Origin of the sequence: Micromonospora sp. CPCC 205561, from assembly GCF_036906775.1 — a bacterium.
Classification (GTDB): domain Bacteria; phylum Actinomycetota; class Actinomycetes; order Mycobacteriales; family Micromonosporaceae; genus Micromonospora.
In genome coordinates, this window is sequence record NZ_JBAKHV010000001.1 from 462,680 (window position 1) to 481,473 (window position 18,794).

Annotated in this window: 14 protein-coding genes; 11 read left to right on the top strand and 3 right to left on the bottom strand. The window is 72.6% G+C overall.

Translation table 11 applies throughout. From position 1 onward, the window contains the following. Positions 1-22 precede the first annotated feature (22 nt). The 9 genes from V6V16_RS02075 to V6V16_RS02115 all read left to right on the top strand — a co-directional run bounded on the left by V6V16_RS02075 (position 23) and on the right by V6V16_RS02115 (position 12,267). The gene (locus tag V6V16_RS02075) at positions 23-853 is read left to right on the top strand and encodes an alpha/beta fold hydrolase (RefSeq protein WP_334558960.1); all 831 of its coding nucleotides are present in this window, start codon (positions 23-25) and stop codon (positions 851-853) included. A 125-nt stretch (positions 854-978) separates the two neighbouring features. Beyond that, on the top strand, positions 979-1,854 hold the full coding sequence (gene scoE, locus V6V16_RS02080; protein ID WP_334558961.1) for a (3R)-3-[(carboxymethyl)amino]fatty acid oxygenase/decarboxylase: 876 nt from the start codon (positions 979-981) through the stop codon (positions 1,852-1,854). 95 nt (positions 1,855-1,949) lie between these two features. Continuing rightward, a complete protein-coding gene (locus V6V16_RS02085) occupies positions 1,950-2,189 on the top strand; it encodes a phosphopantetheine-binding protein (RefSeq protein WP_334558963.1) in 240 nt (79 codons plus the stop codon). Next, positions 2,179-6,012, top strand: coding sequence for an amino acid adenylation domain-containing protein (locus tag V6V16_RS02090; protein ID WP_334558965.1), 3,834 nt, complete (start codon positions 2,179-2,181; stop codon positions 6,010-6,012). The genes V6V16_RS02085 and V6V16_RS02090 overlap by 11 nt, the downstream gene beginning before the upstream one ends. After that, the gene (locus V6V16_RS02095; RefSeq protein ID WP_334558967.1) at positions 6,009-7,538 is read left to right on the top strand and encodes an MFS transporter; all 1,530 of its coding nucleotides are present in this window, start codon (positions 6,009-6,011) and stop codon (positions 7,536-7,538) included. Before V6V16_RS02090 ends, V6V16_RS02095 begins: the two co-directional genes overlap by 4 nt. Continuing rightward, the gene (locus tag V6V16_RS02100) at positions 7,535-8,560 is read left to right on the top strand and encodes an ABC transporter substrate-binding protein (RefSeq protein ID WP_334558969.1); all 1,026 of its coding nucleotides are present in this window, start codon (positions 7,535-7,537) and stop codon (positions 8,558-8,560) included. The genes V6V16_RS02095 and V6V16_RS02100 overlap by 4 nt, the downstream gene beginning before the upstream one ends. 14 nt (positions 8,561-8,574) lie before the next feature. Next, positions 8,575-9,666, top strand: a complete 1,092-nt coding sequence (locus V6V16_RS02105) for a FecCD family ABC transporter permease (RefSeq protein ID WP_334558970.1) — start codon at positions 8,575-8,577, stop codon at positions 9,664-9,666. Then, positions 9,663-10,442, top strand: a complete 780-nt coding sequence (locus V6V16_RS02110; protein WP_334558971.1) for an ABC transporter ATP-binding protein — start codon at positions 9,663-9,665, stop codon at positions 10,440-10,442. The genes V6V16_RS02105 and V6V16_RS02110 overlap by 4 nt, the downstream gene beginning before the upstream one ends. Positions 10,443-11,046: 604 nt before the next feature. Continuing rightward, on the top strand, positions 11,047-12,267 hold the full coding sequence (locus V6V16_RS02115) for a histidine kinase (protein WP_334558972.1): 1,221 nt from the start codon (positions 11,047-11,049) through the stop codon (positions 12,265-12,267). Here V6V16_RS02115 and V6V16_RS02120 read toward each other — a convergent pair. The 3 genes from V6V16_RS02120 to V6V16_RS02130 all read right to left on the bottom strand — a co-directional run bounded on the left by V6V16_RS02120 (position 12,163) and on the right by V6V16_RS02130 (position 16,702). Beyond that, the gene (locus V6V16_RS02120; protein WP_442934014.1) at positions 12,163-12,759 is read right to left on the bottom strand and encodes a response regulator transcription factor; all 597 of its coding nucleotides are present in this window, start codon (positions 12,757-12,759) and stop codon (positions 12,163-12,165) included. The genes V6V16_RS02115 and V6V16_RS02120 overlap by 105 nt on opposite strands. Positions 12,760-12,897: 138 nt before the next feature. Then, on the bottom strand, positions 12,898-14,367 hold the full coding sequence (locus V6V16_RS02125; RefSeq protein WP_334558976.1) for a SagB family peptide dehydrogenase: 1,470 nt from the start codon (positions 14,365-14,367) through the stop codon (positions 12,898-12,900). Positions 14,368-14,407: 40 nt separating this feature from the next. After that, positions 14,408-16,702 carry a TOMM precursor leader peptide-binding protein gene (locus V6V16_RS02130; RefSeq protein ID WP_334558977.1) on the bottom strand — a complete coding sequence of 765 codons (2,295 nt, stop codon included), beginning with the start codon at positions 16,700-16,702 and terminating at the stop codon, positions 14,408-14,410. 293 nt (positions 16,703-16,995) lie between these two features. Here V6V16_RS02130 and V6V16_RS02135 point away from each other — a divergent pair, with 293 nt between their 5' ends. Further along, a complete protein-coding gene (locus V6V16_RS02135; protein ID WP_334558978.1) occupies positions 16,996-18,057 on the top strand; it encodes an AfsR/SARP family transcriptional regulator in 1,062 nt (353 codons plus the stop codon). A gap of 55 nt (positions 18,058-18,112) precedes the next feature. Continuing rightward, positions 18,113-18,685, top strand: coding sequence for an FcoT family thioesterase (locus V6V16_RS02140; protein ID WP_334558979.1), 573 nt, complete (start codon positions 18,113-18,115; stop codon positions 18,683-18,685). Positions 18,686-18,794 lie beyond the last annotated feature (109 nt).

Below are 18,794 nucleotides of genomic sequence, written 5' to 3' on the forward strand. Positions count from 1 at the left end.
CGGAGAGAACGGAGCCCGCACCATGGCCGAGCCGAGCCGGCTCGCGGAGGACCCGCAGCTCCTTCTGTTGCACGCGGCCGGACTCGGCCGGGGGAGCTGGGACGCGGTGGTCGAGCGGATCCCGGGCTTCGCCCGGACCCTGGCGATCGACCTGCCGGGCCACGGCGGCGTGCCGGGGCTCGGCTACGACCGGGACGTCGTGCCGCGGCTCGCCGAGTACGTCGCGGAGCGGGTCGCCGCGCTGGGGCTGCGCCGGCCGCACGTCGTCGGGCACTCGCTCGGCGGGGTGGTCGCCCTCGAACTGGCGCGTCGCGTGCCGGTCTCCGCGGTGACCGCCCTGTGCAGCATGGGGTTCCGGGCTGCCTGCCACGCCTCGTTGTGTGTGGTGCGGACCCGGGCGGTGCTGCGGCTCAGCTCCGTCGTCGGGCCCCGGACGCGCGGGCGGCTGCTGGCCCGCAAGCTCGTCCGCACGCTCGTCATGGGCAACCTGTCGGCCCGGCCCGCCGCCCTCCGGGCGGACCTGGCCGCCGCCGACATGTCGTCGATGATCGCCAACGACCTGGGCGCCCTCTGCCGGTACGCGGGTCACTACACGTTCCGGGCTCCCGAGGTCGACGACATCACCTCGGTGAACCTCGTCTGGGCCGACCGGGACCGCGTCGTGCCGCTGGGCGACGCGGCCCGGGCCCGGCAGGTGCTGCCGAGGGCGCAGCACTACGTCATCCCGGGCAGCGGTCACCTGGTCGTCCGCGACGACCCGGAGGGCGCGGCGGCGGTCATCCACGCCTGCCACGCCCAGCTGCTGTGGAAACGGCAGTCCGACATTCGCAGAGGAGCCCGCGCGGAAATGTGAGACCACCACGTGGTAACTGAGCTGGCAATTCGGCCCCGTACTTCGGGCGGGGCGGGAACTGTTGTCCGACCGGACGCGACTACCCAGGTGCCGGAACCGCGGCGCCTCCGCGCAGAGGAGTACGAATGAGAATCACCCCGCAGGCTGGAAAGAAGTTCGGCGTGATCGTGGAGGGTTTCGACGCGGAAACCGCCTCGGCGGAAGAGATCGTCGAGCTGAAGAAGGCCATCTACACCAACAAGATCGCGGTGCTGAAGAACCAGGACCTGTCGCCGCGGGAGTTCCTGGCTCTGGGCGAGCGGCTGGGCCGGGTCGCGGAGTACTACGAGCCGGTCTACCACCACCCCGAGGTCAAGGAGGTGTTCGTCTCCTCCAACGTCAAGGAGGAGGACGGGCGTCAGGTCGGGGTGCCCAAGACCGGCAAGTTCTGGCACTCGGACTACCAGTTCATGGCCCGTCCCTTCGACATCACCCTGATCTACCCGCAGGTCGTGCCGTCGAAGAACCGGGGCACCTACTTCATCAACCTGGCCACGGCGTACGAGAAGCTCTCCGAGGAGCTGAAGCTGGCCGTCAAGGGCACCACGGCGACGCACACCGTGCTGCGCTACTTCAAGATCCGCCCCAGCGACGTCTACCGGCCGATCTCCGAGCTGATCGAGGAGGTCAACGCCAAGACCCCCCCGGTGACGGGACCGACCACGTTCACCCACCCGCACACCGGCGAGACCGTGCTGTACATCAGCGAGGGCTTCACCTCGTCGGTGTGCGACGCGGAGGGCAACGAGCAGCCGGAGCTGCTGGCGGACCTGCTGACGGCCACGGGCCAGCTCGACCGCACCTACGAGCACGACAACATCCACCTCCAGACGTTCGAGAAGGGCGACATGCTCCTCTGGGACAACCGCACCCTGGTGCACCGTGCCCTGCACACCGCGACCTCGGAGCCCGCGGTGTCGTACCGCGTCACCGTCTACGACGACGTCGACGCGGCGGCCTAGTTCTCGATGGACGTTCGTCGCGCGGTGGGATCCGGCGGTGTCGATCGCCGGGTCCCACCGATGTCCACACAGCACAGACCCGGAAGGGGTAGGACGTGTCAGACCAGTTGACGGCGGCGACGATGCGGGCGGACGTCGCGGAGATGCTCTACCGCGACCCGGGCGAGACCACCGACGAGGAGAACCTCTTCGACTGCGGCCTGGACTCGATGCGGCTGATGATGCTCATGGAGCGGTGGCGCGAGGCCGGCGCCGAGGTGAGCTTCGTCGAGCTGGCCGAGCGGCCGACGCTGGGGCACTGGACGAAGCTGCTGGCGGGCCGCGATGACGGCTGAGCCGCTGCGGTTGGGTGCCGCGCAGGAGGGGATCTGGACCGGGCAGCAGTTCGACCCGGAGAGCGCCGCCTACAACACCGGCGAGTACGTGGAGATCCGCGGCCCGGTCGACCCCGACCTGCTGGAGGCGGCGGTGCGCGCGACGGTCGCCGAGGCCGAGGCGCTGAACATGGTCTTCGAGGAGGACGCCGACGGGCGTCCCCGGCAGCGTCCCCGCGACGACGGGGCGTGCCCGGTGCACCGGGTGGACACCAGCGCCGAGGCGGACCCGCTCGCCGCCGCGCTTGCCTGGATGCGCGCCGATCTCGGCGCCGCCGTCGACCTGCGCAAGGACCTGCTGTTCTGTCAGGCGATCTTCCAGCTCGGCCCCGACCACGTGCTGTGGTATCAGCGGGCGCACCACATCGCGCTCGACGGGTACGGGCTGTCGCTGATCGCCCGCCGGGTGGCCGAGCGCTACACCGCGCTCGCCGAGGGGCGCGAACCCCCGCCCCGGCCGTTCGGGTCCCTCGCCGCCGTGGTGGAGGAGGACCGGGCCTACACGGACTCGGCGGCCTACGTCGCGGCCCGGGAGCACTGGACGTCCCGCTCGGCGGGCAGGCCGACGCCGGTCGTGCTCGCCCGGCGCACCGGAAAGTTGGCCCGCACGGTGCTGCGCGTCGGCCAGGACCTCGACGCCGAGGGCCTCGCCGGGGTACGGGCGGCCGCGAAGGCCGCCGGCACCACGTGGAGCGAGACGGTGATCGCGGCCTTCGCGGCCTACCTGCACCGGATGACCGGCGCGCCGGAGCTGACCCTCGCGCTGCCCGTGATGTGCCGGCTCGGGTCGGCGGCGCTGCGGGTGCCGTGCATGGTGACCAACGTCGTGCCGCTCTGGGTCCGCGTCGAGCCCACCGCCACGCTCACGGACCTCACCGGGGCCGTCGCCGCCGAGGTGCGCTCCGCCCGGCCGCACCTGCGCTACCGCTACGAGCAGCTGCGCCGCGACCTGCGGCTGGTGGCCAGCGAGCGCAAGCTCTTCGGGCCGTCGGTGAACATCATGCCGTTCGACTACGGCCTGCGCTTCGCCGGTCAGCGCGGCCTCGTGCACAACGTCGGCGCCGGGCTCGTCGAGGACCTCGTGGTGCACGTGTACGACCACGCGGACGGCACCGGCCTGCGCGTCGTCCTCGACGCCAACCCCAACTGCTACGACGAGGAGGAGCTGACCGGCCACCTGCACCGGTTCGTGGCCTTCCTGCGTCGCGCCACGGACGCCCCGGACGCGCCGGTCGCCGACGTCGACCTGCTCCTGGACGGCGAACGCGAGCTGCTGCTGCGGGAGTGGAACGACACGGCGCGGCCCCTGCCAGCGGTCACCGTGCCCGCGCTCTTCGCGGCGCAGGCCGCGGCGACGCCGGAGCGTACGGCGCTGGTGGCCGGCGACGCCACGCTCACCTTCGCCGAACTCGACCGCCGCGCCGACCGGCTGGCCGCCCTGCTCGTCGCGCGGGGAGCCGGACCCGACCGGTACGTGGGGCTGCTGCTGCCGCGTACCGCCGAGGCGATCGTGGCGCTGCTCGCCGTGCTCAAGGCCGGGGCCGCGTACCTGCCCCTCGACCCGGACCTGCCCGCCCGGCGCGTCGACGCGATGCTCGCCGACAGCGCGCCCGTCCTGCTGCTCAGCACCGGGGCGCTGTGGCCCGCGGACCGCGCCGCCGAGGTGCCCGTCCTCCTCGTGGACGCCCCCGGCACGGCCGCCGAACTGGCCGGGGTCGCCGACGGTCCCCTGCCCGACCCGGGCCTGGAGCCGGGCGACGCGGCCTGCCTCATCTACACCTCCGGCTCCACCGGGGTCCCCAAGGGGGTCGTCGTCGAGCACCGGGGCCTGGTCAACCTCTTCCTGCACCACCGCGACACGATGATCCGGCCGGAGTCCGGGGGCCGGGTCCGTCGGGCCGCGCTCACCGCGTCGCTGTCGTTCGACACGTCGTGGGAGGGCCTGCTCTGGCTCCTCGACGGCCACGAGCTGCACTTCGTCGACGACGACCGGCGGCGCGACCCCGCCGCGATGCTCGACTACGTCGAGCGGCACGCGATCGACTTCATGGACATCACGCCCACGTACGCCGAGGAGTTGGTGGCGACCGGGTTCCTCGACCCGGGCCGGCACCGGCCCACCGTGCTCGCGCTCGGCGGCGAGGCCACCGGACCCGCGCTCTGGACGGCCCTGCGCGACGCCGGCGTGACCGCCTACAACCTGTACGGCCCCACCGAGTGCACGGTCGACACCCTCTGGTGCCGGCTCGCCGAGAGCGCCGACCCGATCGTGGGCCGGCCGCTGGCCAACACCCGCGCGTACGTGCTGGACGCGGCGCGTCGGCTGCTGCCGCCCGGCACCGTGGGCGAGTTGTACCTCGCCGGGGCGCCGGTCGCCCGCGGCTACCACGACCGGCCCGAGCAGACGGCGCAGCGCTTCGTCGAGGACCCGTTCGGGCCCCCGGGCGAGCGGATGTACCGCACCGGCGACCTCGCCCGCTGGCGGCGCGACGGGACCCTGGAGTTCCTCGGCCGGGCCGACGACCAGGTCAAGATCCGTGGCTTCCGCATCGAGCCGGGGGAGATCGAGGCCGTCCTGCTCGGCCATCCCGGCGTCGCCCAGGCCGCGGTGGTGCCCCGCGAGGACGCCCCGGGCCAGCTGCGCCTCGTCGGCTACGTGGTGCCGGCCGCCGGCGCCGCGCCGGAGCCCGCCGAACTGCGCCGGTACGTGGCGCAGCGGCTGCCCGACTACATGGTGCCGCCCGCGTTCGTCGCGCTGGCGGCGATCCCGCGTACCACCAACGGCAAGCTCGACCGCGCGGCGCTGCCCGCGCCGGACCTGACCGCCACGGTCGGCGGGCGGGCGCCGCGCGACCACCGGGAGGCGGTGCTCTGCGCGTTCTTCGCCGAGCTGCTCGGCCTGCCCGAGGTCGGCATCGACGACGACTTCTTCTCGCTGGGCGGGCACTCCCTGCTCGTCGCCCGGCTGATGGGCCGGGTACGCGCCGAGTTCGGCGTCGAGATCGGCATCCGGACGGTCTTCGAGGCGCCGACCGTGGCGAAGCTCGCGCCGGCTCTCGCCACGGCGACCGGCGGCGCCGGCACGGACGAGCTGCTGCCGCTGCGCACCCGGGGCGAGGGGCCGCCGCTGTTCTGCGTCGCGCCGGCCACCGGGCTGGCGTGGTCGTACGCCGCGCTGCTGGCGAGCCTGCCCGACCGCCCCGTGTACGGGCTCCAGTCGGTCGCCGTGGACGGCCCCGCGAGCGTCGCGCAGCTGGCCGCCGAGCACGTGCGGCGGATCCGCGAGATCCAGCCCGCCGGGCCCTACCACCTGCTCGGCGCCTCCTTCGGGGGCCTGGTGGCGCACGAGATGGCCGTGCAGCTCGTCGAGTCCGGCGCCCAGGTGGCCCCGCTCACGCTGCTCGACTCGTTCCCGCTCCCGGACGCCTGGCGGGCGCTGCCGCCGCCCGACGAGGGAGCCGCAGCCGCGGCCGTGCTCGGCCAGGGCGCGCTCGGCGGCCTCGACGACGAGGGGCGACGCCTGGCGTACGCGGCCTTCGCGCGCAACTCGCGGCTGCTCGGCGACTGGACGCCCCGGCACTTCGGCGGCGACGCGCTGGTGGTCGAGGCGACCGAGGGCAAGACGCCGGACTGGCCCGGCCCGCGCAGCTGGGCGCCCCACGTCGGCGGCCGGATCGAGGTGCACCGGCTCGACTGCACCCACGACGGCATGCTCGCCGCCGGTCCCCTGGCGCGGGTCGGCGCCCTACTCCCACCTGTCGGCGACCCCCGGAGGGCAGCATGAGCGAACGGCGCGAGCGGCTCGGACTCGGCGCGGTGCTCGCCGCGACGTTCATGACGCAGGTGGACGGGTTCGTGGTCAACGTCGCGAGCCCGTCCATCCAGGACGACCTGGACGCGGGCTTCGACCAGATCCAGTTCGTCGGCGCGGCGTACGTGATCGCGTTCGGGGCCCTGATGGTCACCGGCGCGCGGCTCGGCGACCGCGTCGGGCACCGGACCGTCTTCCTCTGGGGCGTGACCGGCTTCACCGTCACCTCGCTGCTGTGCGGGGTCGCGCCGAACGCCGACCTGCTCATCGCGTCCCGCTTCCTGCAGGGCGCCTCGGCGGCGTTCATGGCCCCGCAGGTGCTCGCCATCATCCGGGCCACCGTGCGGGACCCGGACCGCCTGGCGAAGGCCATCAGCGTGTACGGCGTCGTGATCGGGCTCGGCGTGATCAGCGGCATCGCCGGCGGCGGCCTGATCGTCGAGGCCGACATCGCGGGCCTCGGCTGGCGGCCGGCGCTGCTGATCAACGTGCCCATCGGGATCGCGATCCTGGCCGCGGGCGCGATCCTGCCCCGTACGGTGCCGAAGGCCCCGCACCGGCTCGACCTGGCCGGCGCGGCACTGACCATCGTGGCGGCGCCCGCGCTGCTGGTCCCCCTGGTCTTCGGGCCGGAGGGCTCCGGATGGTGGTGGCTCGGCCTGCCGATCGCCGTCGTCCTCTGCGCCGTGCTGGTGCGCCAACAGCGGCGCCTGCACCGCGCCGGCGGCGATCCGCTCTTCCCGCCGCGGGTCGTCACCGCCCCGGGGATGCGGCTCTCCCTGCTGACGGTGCTGACCCTGTTCGCCACGAACTCGGGGCTCTTCCTCGTGTTCACCTACTACCTGCAGACCGGCCTGCGGTTCTCGCCGCTCACGGCCGCGCTGATGTTCGTGCCGCTCGGCATCGGCTTCTCGCTGGGCTCCGCGGCGAACCGGCGGGTGGCGCGCCTCGTCTCGGCGCCGACCCCGGTCTGGGGCTGCGGACTGCTCGCCCTGGTCCTGGCGGCGAGCGCGGCGGTCGTGCAGGCGCCGGAGGCCGCGCAGGCGCCCATGCTGGTCGCGGTGGTCGCGCTGGCCGGCTTCGGGCAGGGCCTCGTCGTCTCGCCCCTGGTGGCCGGCATCCTCGGCCGGGTCGGTCCCGCCGACGCGGGCGCGGCGTCCGGCACGGCGACCACGGTGACGCAGTTCGGCCTCGCCCTCGGTGTCGCCGTCGCCGGGGTCTGCTACCGCACCGTGCTGGGCGCCACCCCCGGCGACCCCGGGGTGCCGTTCGCCGACCACGCGACCGCCTTCGCCGCCACCGCGCTCCTGCTCGCCGCCTCGGCGACCTGCGCCGGCCTGGTCGGTGTCCGGCTGCACCGGCTGCGCGCACCCGAGGCGGTGGCCGCGCCCGCCCCGGCGGCGCCCACGCCCGTACCCGAGGCGGCGTCCGCGCCAGCGGAACCGGAAGGAGCGGCGCCGTCGCCCGTCGCCACGTCAACCGTTCGGAGGATCGGATGAATTACAAGCGCTTCACCCTCGCGGCGGCAGTCGCCGCCCTGTTGCTCACGACGGGCTGCACAACCAGTAGCGAGGCCGGACCGTCTAACGAGGGGGCCCAGGCGGGCTACCCGGTGAAGATCACCAACTGCGGCAAGGAGTACACCTACGAACGGGCGCCGAGCCGGGTGGTCGTGATGAACGGCGGCTCGGTGGCCGAGGTCTCCGCGCTGCTGGAGCTCGGCCTCGGTGACCGCATCGTCGCCAACGCGCAGTCCTACGGCGCCTCGGAGGTCGACGGCCGGGTCGACGCGATCAAGAAGCTGCCCACGGGGAACATCAAGCTCAACGACATGATGGACATTCCCCGCGAGGCGATGATCGGCCTCACGCCCGACTTCGTGATCTCGACGTACGACGGCGGGTTCCGGGCCGAGGCGGGCTTCGCCACCCGGGACGACCTCGCGGCTGTCGGCGCCAACACGTACGCCCCGAGGAGCTCGTGCGGCGAGGTGGGCACCGTCTCGGGCAAGCCGACCATCGAGGACAGCTACGCGCTGCTGCGCGACCTCGGGACGATCTTCGGGGTGCAGGACCGCGCCGAGAAGGTCATCGCCGACTCGAAGGCCCGCATCGCCGCCGTGGGTACGAAGACCGCGAGCCTGCCGAAGCAGAACGTGATGATGATCATCCCGGGTATGGCGATGGGTGGCGAGTTCAGCTCGGTCGGCGGCAACGGGCTCTGGAACGACGTCATGGCCAAGGCCGGGGCGGTGAACGCCTTCGAGGGCGCCACCCAGCAGACGTTCGCCAACCTCTCCCGGGAACAGGTCGCCAAGGCCGACGTGGACACCCTGCTCGTGGTGAACTACATGTCCAAGGACCCGGACGCGGACGCCCGCAAGCTGCTGGCCCAGTTCCCGCAGTGGGACGCGGCCAAGAACAAGCGCTACGTCGTGCTCTCCGACTCGGTGTTCCTCGGTCCCAGCAACCACCTGGCGGTCGAGAAGATCGCCCAGGTCGCCCACCCCGAGGCGTTCTGAGCGCCATGACCACCATGTCTCCCTCCGTGAAGGGCCGGGTGGCGGCGGCGCCGAAGCGCGCCGCCGCCCGGCCCGCCCCCCTGCACGGCGCGTCCCTCCCGCTCTGCCTGCTCGTGCTCGGCGTGCTCCTGGTCGTCATGATCCTCGTCGCGGCGGCTGTCGGGTCGGTGCCGGTCTCGGTCGGGGACACCGGCCGGATCGTCTGGGCGCACCTGACCGGCGCGACGCCGGCGGTGGACCCGGCCCACGACCAGATCGTCTGGAACTTCCGCGTCCCCCGGGTGCTGCTGGCCGCGCTCTGCGGCGCAGGGCTGGCGGTGGCGGGCGTCGTCCTGCAGGCCCTGGTGGCCAACCCGCTCGCCGATCCGTTCATCCTCGGTGTCTCGGCGGGTGGCTCGGTCGGCGCCGTCAGCGTGATGGCGCTGGGCGCGGGTGCGCTCGGCGGGCTCGGCGTGTCGGGGGCGGCGTTCCTCGGCGCGATGCTGGCGGTGGCGCTGGTGTTCAGCCTCGGGCAGCAACGTGGTCGGCTCAACCCCGTCCGGCTCGTGCTCGCCGGGGTGGCCATCAGCTACGTGTTCACCTCCATCACCAGCCTGTTGCAGCTGCAGACCACGCCGAACAACATGCGTCAGATCATGTTCTGGCTGCTCGGCAGCGTCGCGGGGGCCCGCTGGGAGCAACTCCAGGTCGCCGGGGTGGTGGTGGTCGCGGTGACCGTGCTGCTGACCCTCTACGCGCGGCAGTTCAACGCGCTGGTCACCGGCGACGAGTCGGCGACCGCCCTCGGGATCGACGTCAAGCGGCTGCGGATCGTGTCGATCGTGCTGACCTCGCTGCTCGCGGGCGTGCTCATCGCCGTGGCCGGTGGCATCGGTTTCGTCGGGCTGATGGTGCCGCACCTGGTGCGACTCGCGTTCGGTGTGGACCACCGCCGGGTCCTGCCCCTGGCGGCGCTCGTCGGCGCGGTCTACCTCGTCATCGTCGACCTGCTCTGCCGCACGGTCGACCCGCCGAACGAACTTCCGCTCAACATCCTGACCGCACTCTTCGGCGCACCGTTCTTCATCTGGCTGATGCGCCGGGATCGGAGCCTGTCCCACTCATGAAGCTTCAGGTGCAGCAGGTGTGCGTCTCGATCGGTGACACGCCGATCCTCCGCGACGTCAGCATGGAGGTCGCGCCGGGCGAGGTGGTCGGCCTGATCGGCCCGAACGGCAGCGGCAAGTCCACGCTCCTGCGGACCATCTACCGGTCGGTGCGCCCCGCCGGCGGCCAGGTGCTGCTCGGCGGCGACGACGTCTGGTCGCTGTCGGCGCGGGCGGCGGCGCGGCGGACCGCCGCCGTGCTGCAGAACAGCCCCACGCCGCCCGGACTGACGGTGCGGGAGGTCGCCGCCCTGGGCCGTACGCCGCACAAGGGGGTCTTCGACCGGGAGAGCCCGAACGACCACCAGATCGTGACGGACGCGCTGGAGCGCACCGGGATGCTGGGGCACGAGGAACGCATCTACGGATCGCTCTCCGGCGGCGAGCGGCAGCGGGTGCTGCTCGCCCGGGCGCTCGCCCAGCAGCCACAGCTCCTGGTGCTCGACGAGCCGACCAACCACCTGGACATCCGGGCCCGCTTCGAGCTGCTGGAACTGGTGCACACGCTCGGCGTCACCACGCTGGCCGTGCTGCACGACCTCGATCTCGCGGTACGCAGCTGCGACCGCCTCGTGGTGCTGGACCGCGGGGAGGTGGTCACCGCGGGACCGGTGCTGGAGGCGCTCACGCCCCAGGTCCTGTCGGGCGTGTTCGGCGTCACGGCCGAGACGGAGCGGCACGACGACGGGGTCGTCCGGGTGACGTACGGCGCCCGGCCGCTGGCCAAGGTCGGCTGAGCCCGCGGCGCGAGGACCGGCCGGAGGCGCCGCCCCACGTGGGCGGGCCTCCGGCCGGTCGCGTTGCGGGGTCCGGCCCCGCCGGCCGGGGTCCGTCCCGGCGTCAAATGTCCCTACTGAAGGATATGAGGTGACGGTGGCAAATGTTCCTCCCACCGTGATTGGGATGCATTCGTGCTCACTGCGGAGTTGCACACGTGGCGCTTGACGATCGTTATTTTTATATGGAAGGGTCGGACCGCAAGGGGGAGGGCGCCGGTTGCGGCGCCTAGCATTTCGCGGTCGGAAATCGGCTCAGAAACGTTTGCGTTGCGTAACAACTCCGCGGACTTCGGTGCCCTACCAGCGCTGATAGTCGCGCCGGGTTCGACGCGGGCCCGCCAGAGCCGGTCCGGCCGCGTGTCGATCATCGGGGGGAGTGCGTAGTGAATGCTGGATCGACATCCGCGAGCGGGCATCGCGGCCGACGGGGGTCCGGCCGTGCCGGATGTGGGGCGTGTCAGCCTCCGGGCGTACGCCGGTCGCGCTAGCGGAAACCGAGAGCGCTGCTGCCGTGAACCTCTCCGTCACCCCGGGGCGCTCGTCACCACCAGGGTTGGCGCCGTTGCCGGCGCCGCGTCTGGCGATGGGCGTCGTCACCGCCGTCTTCGCAAGCATCAGTCTCATCGGCTTCCTGCACGTCATGTTCCTGCCGGTCGGCCCGGTCGCCATCGCGCTCTCCTTCACCTGCATCGCGGTTCTGATGGCGATGCAGCTGCTGTGGTACGGCCGGGACCACGGGCGGCTCCGCTCGCCGCTCGGATACAGCGTCCTCGTCGGTCAGGCGGCGCTGGTCTACCTGCCCATCCTGATCTTCGGCCAGGCGTGGGTCGGCATGCCCGGCTTCCTGGCCGGCAGCGTGCTGCTCGTACTGCGCGCGGTCACGGCGTGGGTGGCGTTCTCGCTCATCGTGCTCTCGATGGCGCTGGCCCAGTGGCTCTTCACCCACGCGCCGATCGACATGCTCTACACCTCCATCTCCACCGTGACGACGGGCCTCGTGGTCTACGGGCTGTCCCGGCTGACCGGGCTCGTGGTCGAGGTGCAGGAGAGCCGGGCGGAGATCGCGCGGATGGCGGTGCTGCGGGAGCGGCTGCGCTTCGCCCGTGACCTGCACGACCTGCTCGGCTACAGCCTGTCGGCGATCTCGCTCAAGATCGAGCTGGTGCACCGGCTGATGGAGAAGTCACCGCAGGAGGCGCGGGACCAACTGCTGGAGATCCTGGAGATATCGCGCGTGGCGCTCTCCGACGCCCGGACGGTGGCCAGCGGCTACCGCGAGCTGTCCCTGGAGGAGGAGTGCCGCTCCGCCGTCTCGGTGCTCTCCGCCGCGGACATCCAGGTGCGGCTGGACAGCGACCACCTGGACCTGCCGGTCCAGGTCAGCACGGTGCTCGCCACGGTGCTGCGGGAGGGGGTCACGAACATCCTGCGGCACAGCAAGGCCAGGCGCTGCGACATCACGATCCGGCAGACGCACGACGACGCCTGGCTCGAGATCGTCAACGACGACCAGGCCGTCCGACCGCGCGAACAGCCCAGCGGCGGCCGCAACGGGCTGCGCAATCTCTCCGTCCGGGCCCGGGAGATCGGCGGCGAGGTGACGGTCACGCAGCGGCCGGAGCTGTTCCGGCTGCGCGCGCAGGTGCCGCTGCGGCTGGAGCGCCCGCCGGTGTCCCGGTCACAGCCAGCCGGCCTCCCGGGCGACACGGATGGCGTCGACGCGGTTGCGGGCGGCGAGTTTGTTGACGATCGTGGTCAGGTAGTTGCGGACGGTGCCGACTGACAGGAACATCTGGGCCGCGATGTCGACGGCCTGCAACCCCTCGGCGGTGAGCCGGAGCACCTCGGTCTCGCGCGCGGTGAGCGGGCACTCGGCGCTGTCCCAGGCGGACATCGCGAGCTGGCTGTCGACCACCCGCCGGCCGGCGGCGACGCTGCGGATCGCCTCGACCAGCTGCTCGGTCGGGGCGTCCTTGAGCAGGAATCCGGTCGCCCTGGCGGAGAGCGCCCGGCGCAGGGTGCCCGGCCGCCCCAGCGCGGTCAGCACCAGGGTGCGGATCTCCGGCAGGTGCGCCTGGATGTCGCCGATCGCGGAGAGCCCGTCCTTGCCGGGCAAATCAATGTCGATCACCGCCACGTCGGGTCGGAACCGTTGCGCCATGGGCAGGATCTCCGTTCCGGAGGCGACGGCGGCGACCACTTCGATGTCGGGTTCCAGATTGAGCAACGCCACCAGCGCGTCCCGGACCATGTGCATGTCCTCGGCCAACAACACCTTGATCAACTTGGCATCCCCCGTCGGGCCGGTGCGATTCACCCCGTTCTATCACGCGCTCGCACCCGCGATGAATGCTCTTTTCACGCCTGGCCGATGAGGCGTTAACGCCATTTTGGTGGATGTCGATCCGCGCGATCACATTCCGTGTACGTCCGGATACTCCTCGTCGCACACGGCGTCGTTTCCGGGTAGCCCGACGGCGAATTCCCCGACCCCCACCTCGGCCGGCCAGTCGAGGCCGAACGCCGAGGCGCAGACCCGGGCGTCGCCCAGGGTGAGGGCGCACGCCGCGAGCCCGAGCATCGTGGCGACCAGGTAGAGCGTCTGCTGGAGCATGCCGACGTGTTTCAGCGTGGTGGCGTGGGCGATGCTCTCGTACACCCAGGACAGCCGGTCGGCCCGCGCGGTCATCGTGATCAGCACGGGCGGCGGCCGGCGTCCCCCGACGCAGACCCGGGCGTTGTGCAGCAACTCGTCGACGTCGGCGGTCGTGGCGTTGACGAGCGTCAGCGCGTGCTCGACCGCGCTGTAGTGGTAGATGCCGCGGCGCAGGTCCTGGCAGCGGTCCACCGTCAGGTAGAGCTCCAGCTCGTACAGCGATCCCGCGCTCGGGTACGGCCGTCGGGTCACCGTGTACCGCACGTCGTCGGGGGCCGTGGCCGTCGCCTGGAGCCGGACGCGCGCCGCGTGGAACAGAAGCTCCCCGAGATCCCGGAGCGACGGCGCCGAGTCGGCGAAGGACCGGGCGGAGCGGCGGCGCTCCAGCGTCTCGGTGAGGCTCATCCCGGGCGGGACCGGGAGGGGCGGACGGTACATCGGGATCCGTGGCCCGGCGGGCGGCGCCTTGGCCGGCACCGGCGGCGGCACGGCGCCGGCGTGCCGGAACGTGGCGCCGACCGGGTCGTCGTGCCGGCCGAGCCGGCTGCGGGAGTGGAACAACAGGTCGTACGGCGACCAGAGCAGCAGGGTCGGGTCCGAGTCCTCCGCGAAGCGCGGCGGATCGGCCGTGCCGAGCAGGACCATGTCCGCGCCGACCAGGTGGGCGACGACGTCGGTCACGACCGCGACCGCCAGCTCCGTGCGGCGCGCCACCGCGGCCACGTCGGTGGCGCGGGCGAGCGCGCCGAGCACCAGCGCCGCCTGCGGACGGTGCAGCACCACCCGGTGTTGCGACAGCGGCGACTCGAGCACCAGCTCGCCCTCCCGCTGCCGGGCGAACGCGAAGCGGGACATCCTGACCACCGCGTCGCCGGGCAGCTCGGGCAGCGTGAACACGCCCTGCGGGGACACCGGCTGGACGGAGAGCAGCGGCACCGGCGAGTCCCGCGAGCCCAGGGAGCGGACCACGCGGCCGGGCAGCAGGTCGAGGACCGCCCGGAGCACCGCCCGGTCGAGGCCGGCGACGTTGCCGAGCGCGATCGGCCCGTACGTCATGCGGCGCAGGACCTCCGCCACCGACGGCGGCGGACCGCCCACCGGCACGTCGCCCCAGCGGCTGAGGACGGTCAGGCTGCCGTCCTCAGCCGTCTCGATGGTCACGTCGTCCCGGAAGGACCAGAGGGACGTGTTCGGTCCGGGGTGGGACGTGTCGGCGTCGGATGACAACCTGACTCCTCGACGGGCACGGCGGCGACGCCTCGTGCGACTACACGAAAAGTGGTATCGGGTTGAGGTCCTCGTACCTGGTGGGGCGGTCCAGCCGGCCGAGCCGCACGGGCACGTCGAACAGCCGGCCCGGTGCGAACCTCGCCCAGAAGCCGCGCATCCCCGGCACGATGGCCTTGACCACGGGGAGCCCGACGTCGGGCCGGGTCTGGTCGAGCACGAGCACCTCCAGACCCACCCCCTCCAGCCGGCGCTGGACCGACCGGACGTCATCGAGCAGGTCGTCCGCCGGGGTGTGGCGGTAGTCGACCAGCCTGCGGGGCGGCACCGTCGGGTCAGGACGCAGGTAGGCGTCCCCGGCCCAGGTGGCGGTCCGCCACCAGCGTACGGCGTCGGGATCGGACCAGCCGTACCCGCCGTCGTCGCCGACCTCGGCCACCGTCGGCAGCAACTGGTTCATCTCCGTGAGCGCGCGCAGCAGCGCCGCCCGGGGATCCAGATGCGCGCCGAAGCCGAACATGATGTCCTCGCACCGCTTGTCGGTGCGTCGGGAGAGCGCCGCCATGGCGGGGATCCCGACGTCCGACGAGACGTCCAGGACCCAGACCTCGCGGCGCAGGCCCGCGTAGACCTCCCGCAGCTCGTCGATCCAGGGGTCGGCGAAGCTGTCCAGGTCGACGCCCGGCGCCCGGGTGCGGTTGTACCACCAGAGGGCCACGGAGTCGCGTTCCACCAGTTCCAGCAGGCCCTGCAACAGCGCGTCCTCAAGGCTGCTGCCCGCGGCGTTGCCGTTCGAGTCGGCGCAGAGTGACAGGCCGCCGCGTTCCTCGGGCACGTTGAAGTAGAGCATCGAGGTCGGCAGCAGGCGATGTCGTTCGTGGGTGAGCGACCAGACCGGGGTCCAGCTCGTCACCGCCGTCTCGTCGAACGGCGCGCAGACGTACTGGAACGGCGAGCAGCTGGCGTTCCAGCGGGACCGGTCGGCGTACTGGCGCCGGTCGAAGAGCAGGCACTCGTCGGGGTGCACGGCGCTCTCGGCCAGTTCGGTGTAGCTGCCGGTCACGCACGCCTCGTCGCCGTGGAAGTAGGCGCTGTGCCGCTCGACGGCCTCGCAGAGGGCGCTCACCTCGGCGTGCAGGGGGGTCACGCCCTTGCCGCCGTTCTCGGCGCGCAGCGCGAAGCGCATCTGCTCGGCGTTCCTGCGCGTGGTCATCGCCAGGTTGGGCCCGGAGCGGAACGAGTTGAGGAAGGCGGGGCCCCGGGCGTCGCGGGTGATCTCCTTGACCACGCCGCTGACCGGGCTCACCAGGTGCCGGTAGTCGTCGAGCATCCGCTCCGGGGGCAGGGCCCGGTGGCTGCCGCCGGCCCGGAACGCCTTCGGCCGGCTGCGCAGCGGCACCGGTCGGAACGCCCGCTCGCGCTCGATGCCGGGATCGCCGCACTCCCGGCACTGCGGGCGGGCGCGCACCTCGTGGTGCGTGCCGCGCAGGGTGAGGCTGTCCAGCGTCCACACCGCCCGCTGCCCGTCGTGCCGCAGCCCGGCGGTCCACTTGGCCGCCTCCAGGGCCACCAGGTGCAGCGCGGCGGTGCCCAGCGGCGGCAAGGTCACCGGGGGGGCGGTGACGTCGCCGGGGCCGGCGAGGGCCCGCAGCCGCGTCTCGGCCTGCCGGTGCCCGCGCAGCCGGTGCGCCAGGCAGTGCCAGCATCCCGTGCCGCTGGCGGGGTCGAACACCGGACCCACCCACACCTGTGCGCCGCCCGGCTTGGCGAGCAGCCAGGGCCGGCGCGCGGCGCGGTGCGCGGCGTCGACGGCGGCCAACTCCTCGTCCAGGTAGTCGCCACAGATCACAACTGTTAAGTCGGCGGTCGCGGCGGAAAAGTTCCCGTCGACCGCGGCGACGCTCAGGCCGGCCGCGCGCAGGGCGTCCGTGGCGCGTCCGCCGTCCGCGCCGGCGCCGACGTGCGCCAGGCCGACCCGGGCGGCGGCGCCGGCCCGTACGGCGGCCGACGGGTCGAGGCCCGCCGCCTCCCAGTACGCGAGCACCGGCTCGTCGACCGCCGGCTCCCGGGCGGGGCGGATCGTCACCAGGCCGGCGTCGACGAGCCGCTTGACGGTCGCGCCGATCTCGGCGGGCGGCGTCCCGGGCGGGCTGTCCCGTACCAGCCCCGCGAGGCCCCGCGTGCCGTCGAGCAACGGGGCCAGGGTCGCCACGTGCGCGCCGCTGAGCGAGGTGGCCCCGCGCTCGGAGAGCAGGTAGACGGCGTCGCCGGGCACCACGTGGGCGCGCAGGTGCCGCTTGAACCCGACGCGGAGTTCGGCGTCCTCACCCGACATGGCTGCCCCCTGCTCGACCAGCGCCGCTCCAGCGGTGCTCCAGCGTGCCTCGAGCCCAGCCTCGCGGCGGCACCGGGCGCGGGCAAGTGCGGCCGTCACGGGCTGCCCCCTCGTTTGGTCATGCCGGTCCATGACGCGGTCACTATCGGCTGGACCCCGGCTGGGAATAGCGTGGAGGCCGTCCTGACTCCCCCTGGTCGGAATCGTCGCCCCGGGCACGGAACCAGTACGCCGGCCGTACCGTCCGGCGGTGCGAAAGTGCGGTGTTTCCGGCTGATAGCGAGGTCGGCGAAATGGTTACCAAATTTGCTGAACTGGGCTCGATGTCGCACGAGGAGAAACTGACGCTCCTCGCCGCGCTGCTGGAATCGGCGACCGACCCCGCGACGAACACCGGCCGCCCCGGGCCACCGCGCTCCGCCGGGCCGCCGGCCCCGGTCGGGTCGCCACATCCGGTCGGGCCACCGCCCGCCGGCCCCCCGCTCACCGACGTGCGGTTCGAACTGCTCGGCCCGCTGGTCATCCGGCACGGCGGGATCGACATCGCGCCGAGCGCGCCGAAACTGCGACTGGTCCTCTCCGCGCTGCTGTTCAACGCCAACCAGCCCGTCGGCGCCTCGGTGCTGGTGCGGGAGCTCTGGAGCGCGGGCGCACCGCGCACCGCGCACGCCACCCTCCAGACGTACGTCTTCAAGGTGCGCAAGCTCTTCCGCGACGTGCTCGGCGGGTCCGTCGAGGACGTCGCGCGGAACGTGCTGCTGACCTGCTCGGGCGGCTACACGCTGCGGGTGGACCCGAAGCAGCTCGACATCGTCGAGTTCGACGACCTGGTCACGGCGGGCACCACGGCCATGCGCGCGGGCGAGTACGAGCTGGCCGGCGCGCACCTGCGCCGTTCCCTGGCGCTGTGGCGCGGCAACGTCGTGCACCAGGGGCAGTGGGGCCCGCAGTTGCGCGCCCAGGCGGCCCGGCTGGAGGAACGCAGGTTCTACGCGTACACGACCCGGATCGACGCCGACCTGTGCCTCGGCCGGCACCGGGAGACCACCTCCGAACTCGCGTCGCTGGTCGTGGAGCATCCGCTGCACGAGTCGGCGCACACGATGCTGATGCTGGCCCTGCACCGGTCGGGCCGTACGCCGGCGGCGCTGGAGGTCTACCTGCGGTTCCGGCGGCGGATGCTGGGAGAACTCGGCATCGAGCCGTCGGCGCGGATCCAGGCGCTGCACCGGGCCCTGCTCTCCACCGACCCGCTGCTGGCGGACCTGTCGCTCACCTCCGACATGCTGCTGGACCGGCTCGTCGGGTGGTCCCGCCCCGCTGGCGGGGCCAGTTCTTCCGCTGTTACCGGGTGATGGGCCGACGCCGATTACCTTCAATTTCGCACTCGTGTGCAAAGGAGGAATAGCGATGACCACATCGCCGATCAAGAACAGTGCGCCGATCGGGCAGACGACATTTGCCAACGATCCCGTGCTGCTTTCGGAGGTGCTGCGCCCGTACGCCGGTGCGAAGACGCAGTACCTGAAGTCCGCGACGGTGACCGCGGCGAACGGCCTGGCGAGCGCGGAGGGCTCGTTCGCCATCCCGTACCCGTGCTACATCGACGACACCGGTCACCTCAACTCCGTCGAGGTGAACATCTGCTTCAACCAGCTCTACTACTACCTGATCGCCAAGAGCGTCCAGGAGCAGGCGGTGCCCGCGCTGTCGGCGTGGACGATGGACGACTACTGGGCCAAGCAGCTCCCGGACATGCTGATCACGCACTTCTCCAGCAAGTTCCGGCGGCCGATCGACTCGTCGGCGTTCTACGGCGAGGTGACGATCGCCGAGTTCAGCGAGCGCAACCGCAGCAAGCCGGTCCAGATCATCGACATGCCCTGGCGGTTCTGGGACGACAACGGCGGCATCGCCGAGGGCGAGGTGCGGATGGCCCTGGTCAACCCGCCCGGCATGCGAATCGCCTCCGACGCCGCCTGAGCCGCCCCCACCCGTACGCCCACTGAGGAGGACCCCGGTGACTGTCCAGTTGCGCACGCTCGTCGACGTGGCGCGCCGGCACGCGGCCCAGCAGCCGGACGCCGTCGCG

What these genes read in the sequence shown, in the direction of transcription:
- V6V16_RS02075 (WP_334558960.1), top strand. Translation starts at nt 23, where the DNA reads ATGGCCGAGCCGAGCCGGCTCGCGGAGGACCCGCAGCTCCTTCTGTTG.
- scoE (WP_334558961.1), top strand. Translation starts at nt 979, where the DNA reads ATGAGAATCACCCCGCAGGCTGGAAAGAAGTTCGGCGTGATCGTGGAG.
- V6V16_RS02090 (WP_334558965.1), top strand. Translation starts at nt 2,179, where the DNA reads ATGACGGCTGAGCCGCTGCGGTTGGGTGCCGCGCAGGAGGGGATCTGG.
- V6V16_RS02095 (WP_334558967.1), top strand. Translation starts at nt 6,009, where the DNA reads ATGAGCGAACGGCGCGAGCGGCTCGGACTCGGCGCGGTGCTCGCCGCG.
- V6V16_RS02100 (WP_334558969.1), top strand. Translation starts at nt 7,535, where the DNA reads ATGAATTACAAGCGCTTCACCCTCGCGGCGGCAGTCGCCGCCCTGTTG.
- V6V16_RS02105 (WP_334558970.1), top strand. Translation starts at nt 8,575, where the DNA reads ATGTCTCCCTCCGTGAAGGGCCGGGTGGCGGCGGCGCCGAAGCGCGCC.
- V6V16_RS02110 (WP_334558971.1), top strand. Translation starts at nt 9,663, where the DNA reads ATGAAGCTTCAGGTGCAGCAGGTGTGCGTCTCGATCGGTGACACGCCG.
- V6V16_RS02130 (WP_334558977.1), bottom strand. Translation starts at nt 16,702, where the DNA reads ATGTCGGGTGAGGACGCCGAACTCCGCGTCGGGTTCAAGCGGCACCTG.
- V6V16_RS02135 (WP_334558978.1), top strand. Translation starts at nt 16,996, where the DNA reads ATGGTTACCAAATTTGCTGAACTGGGCTCGATGTCGCACGAGGAGAAA.
- V6V16_RS02140 (WP_334558979.1), top strand. Translation starts at nt 18,113, where the DNA reads ATGACCACATCGCCGATCAAGAACAGTGCGCCGATCGGGCAGACGACA.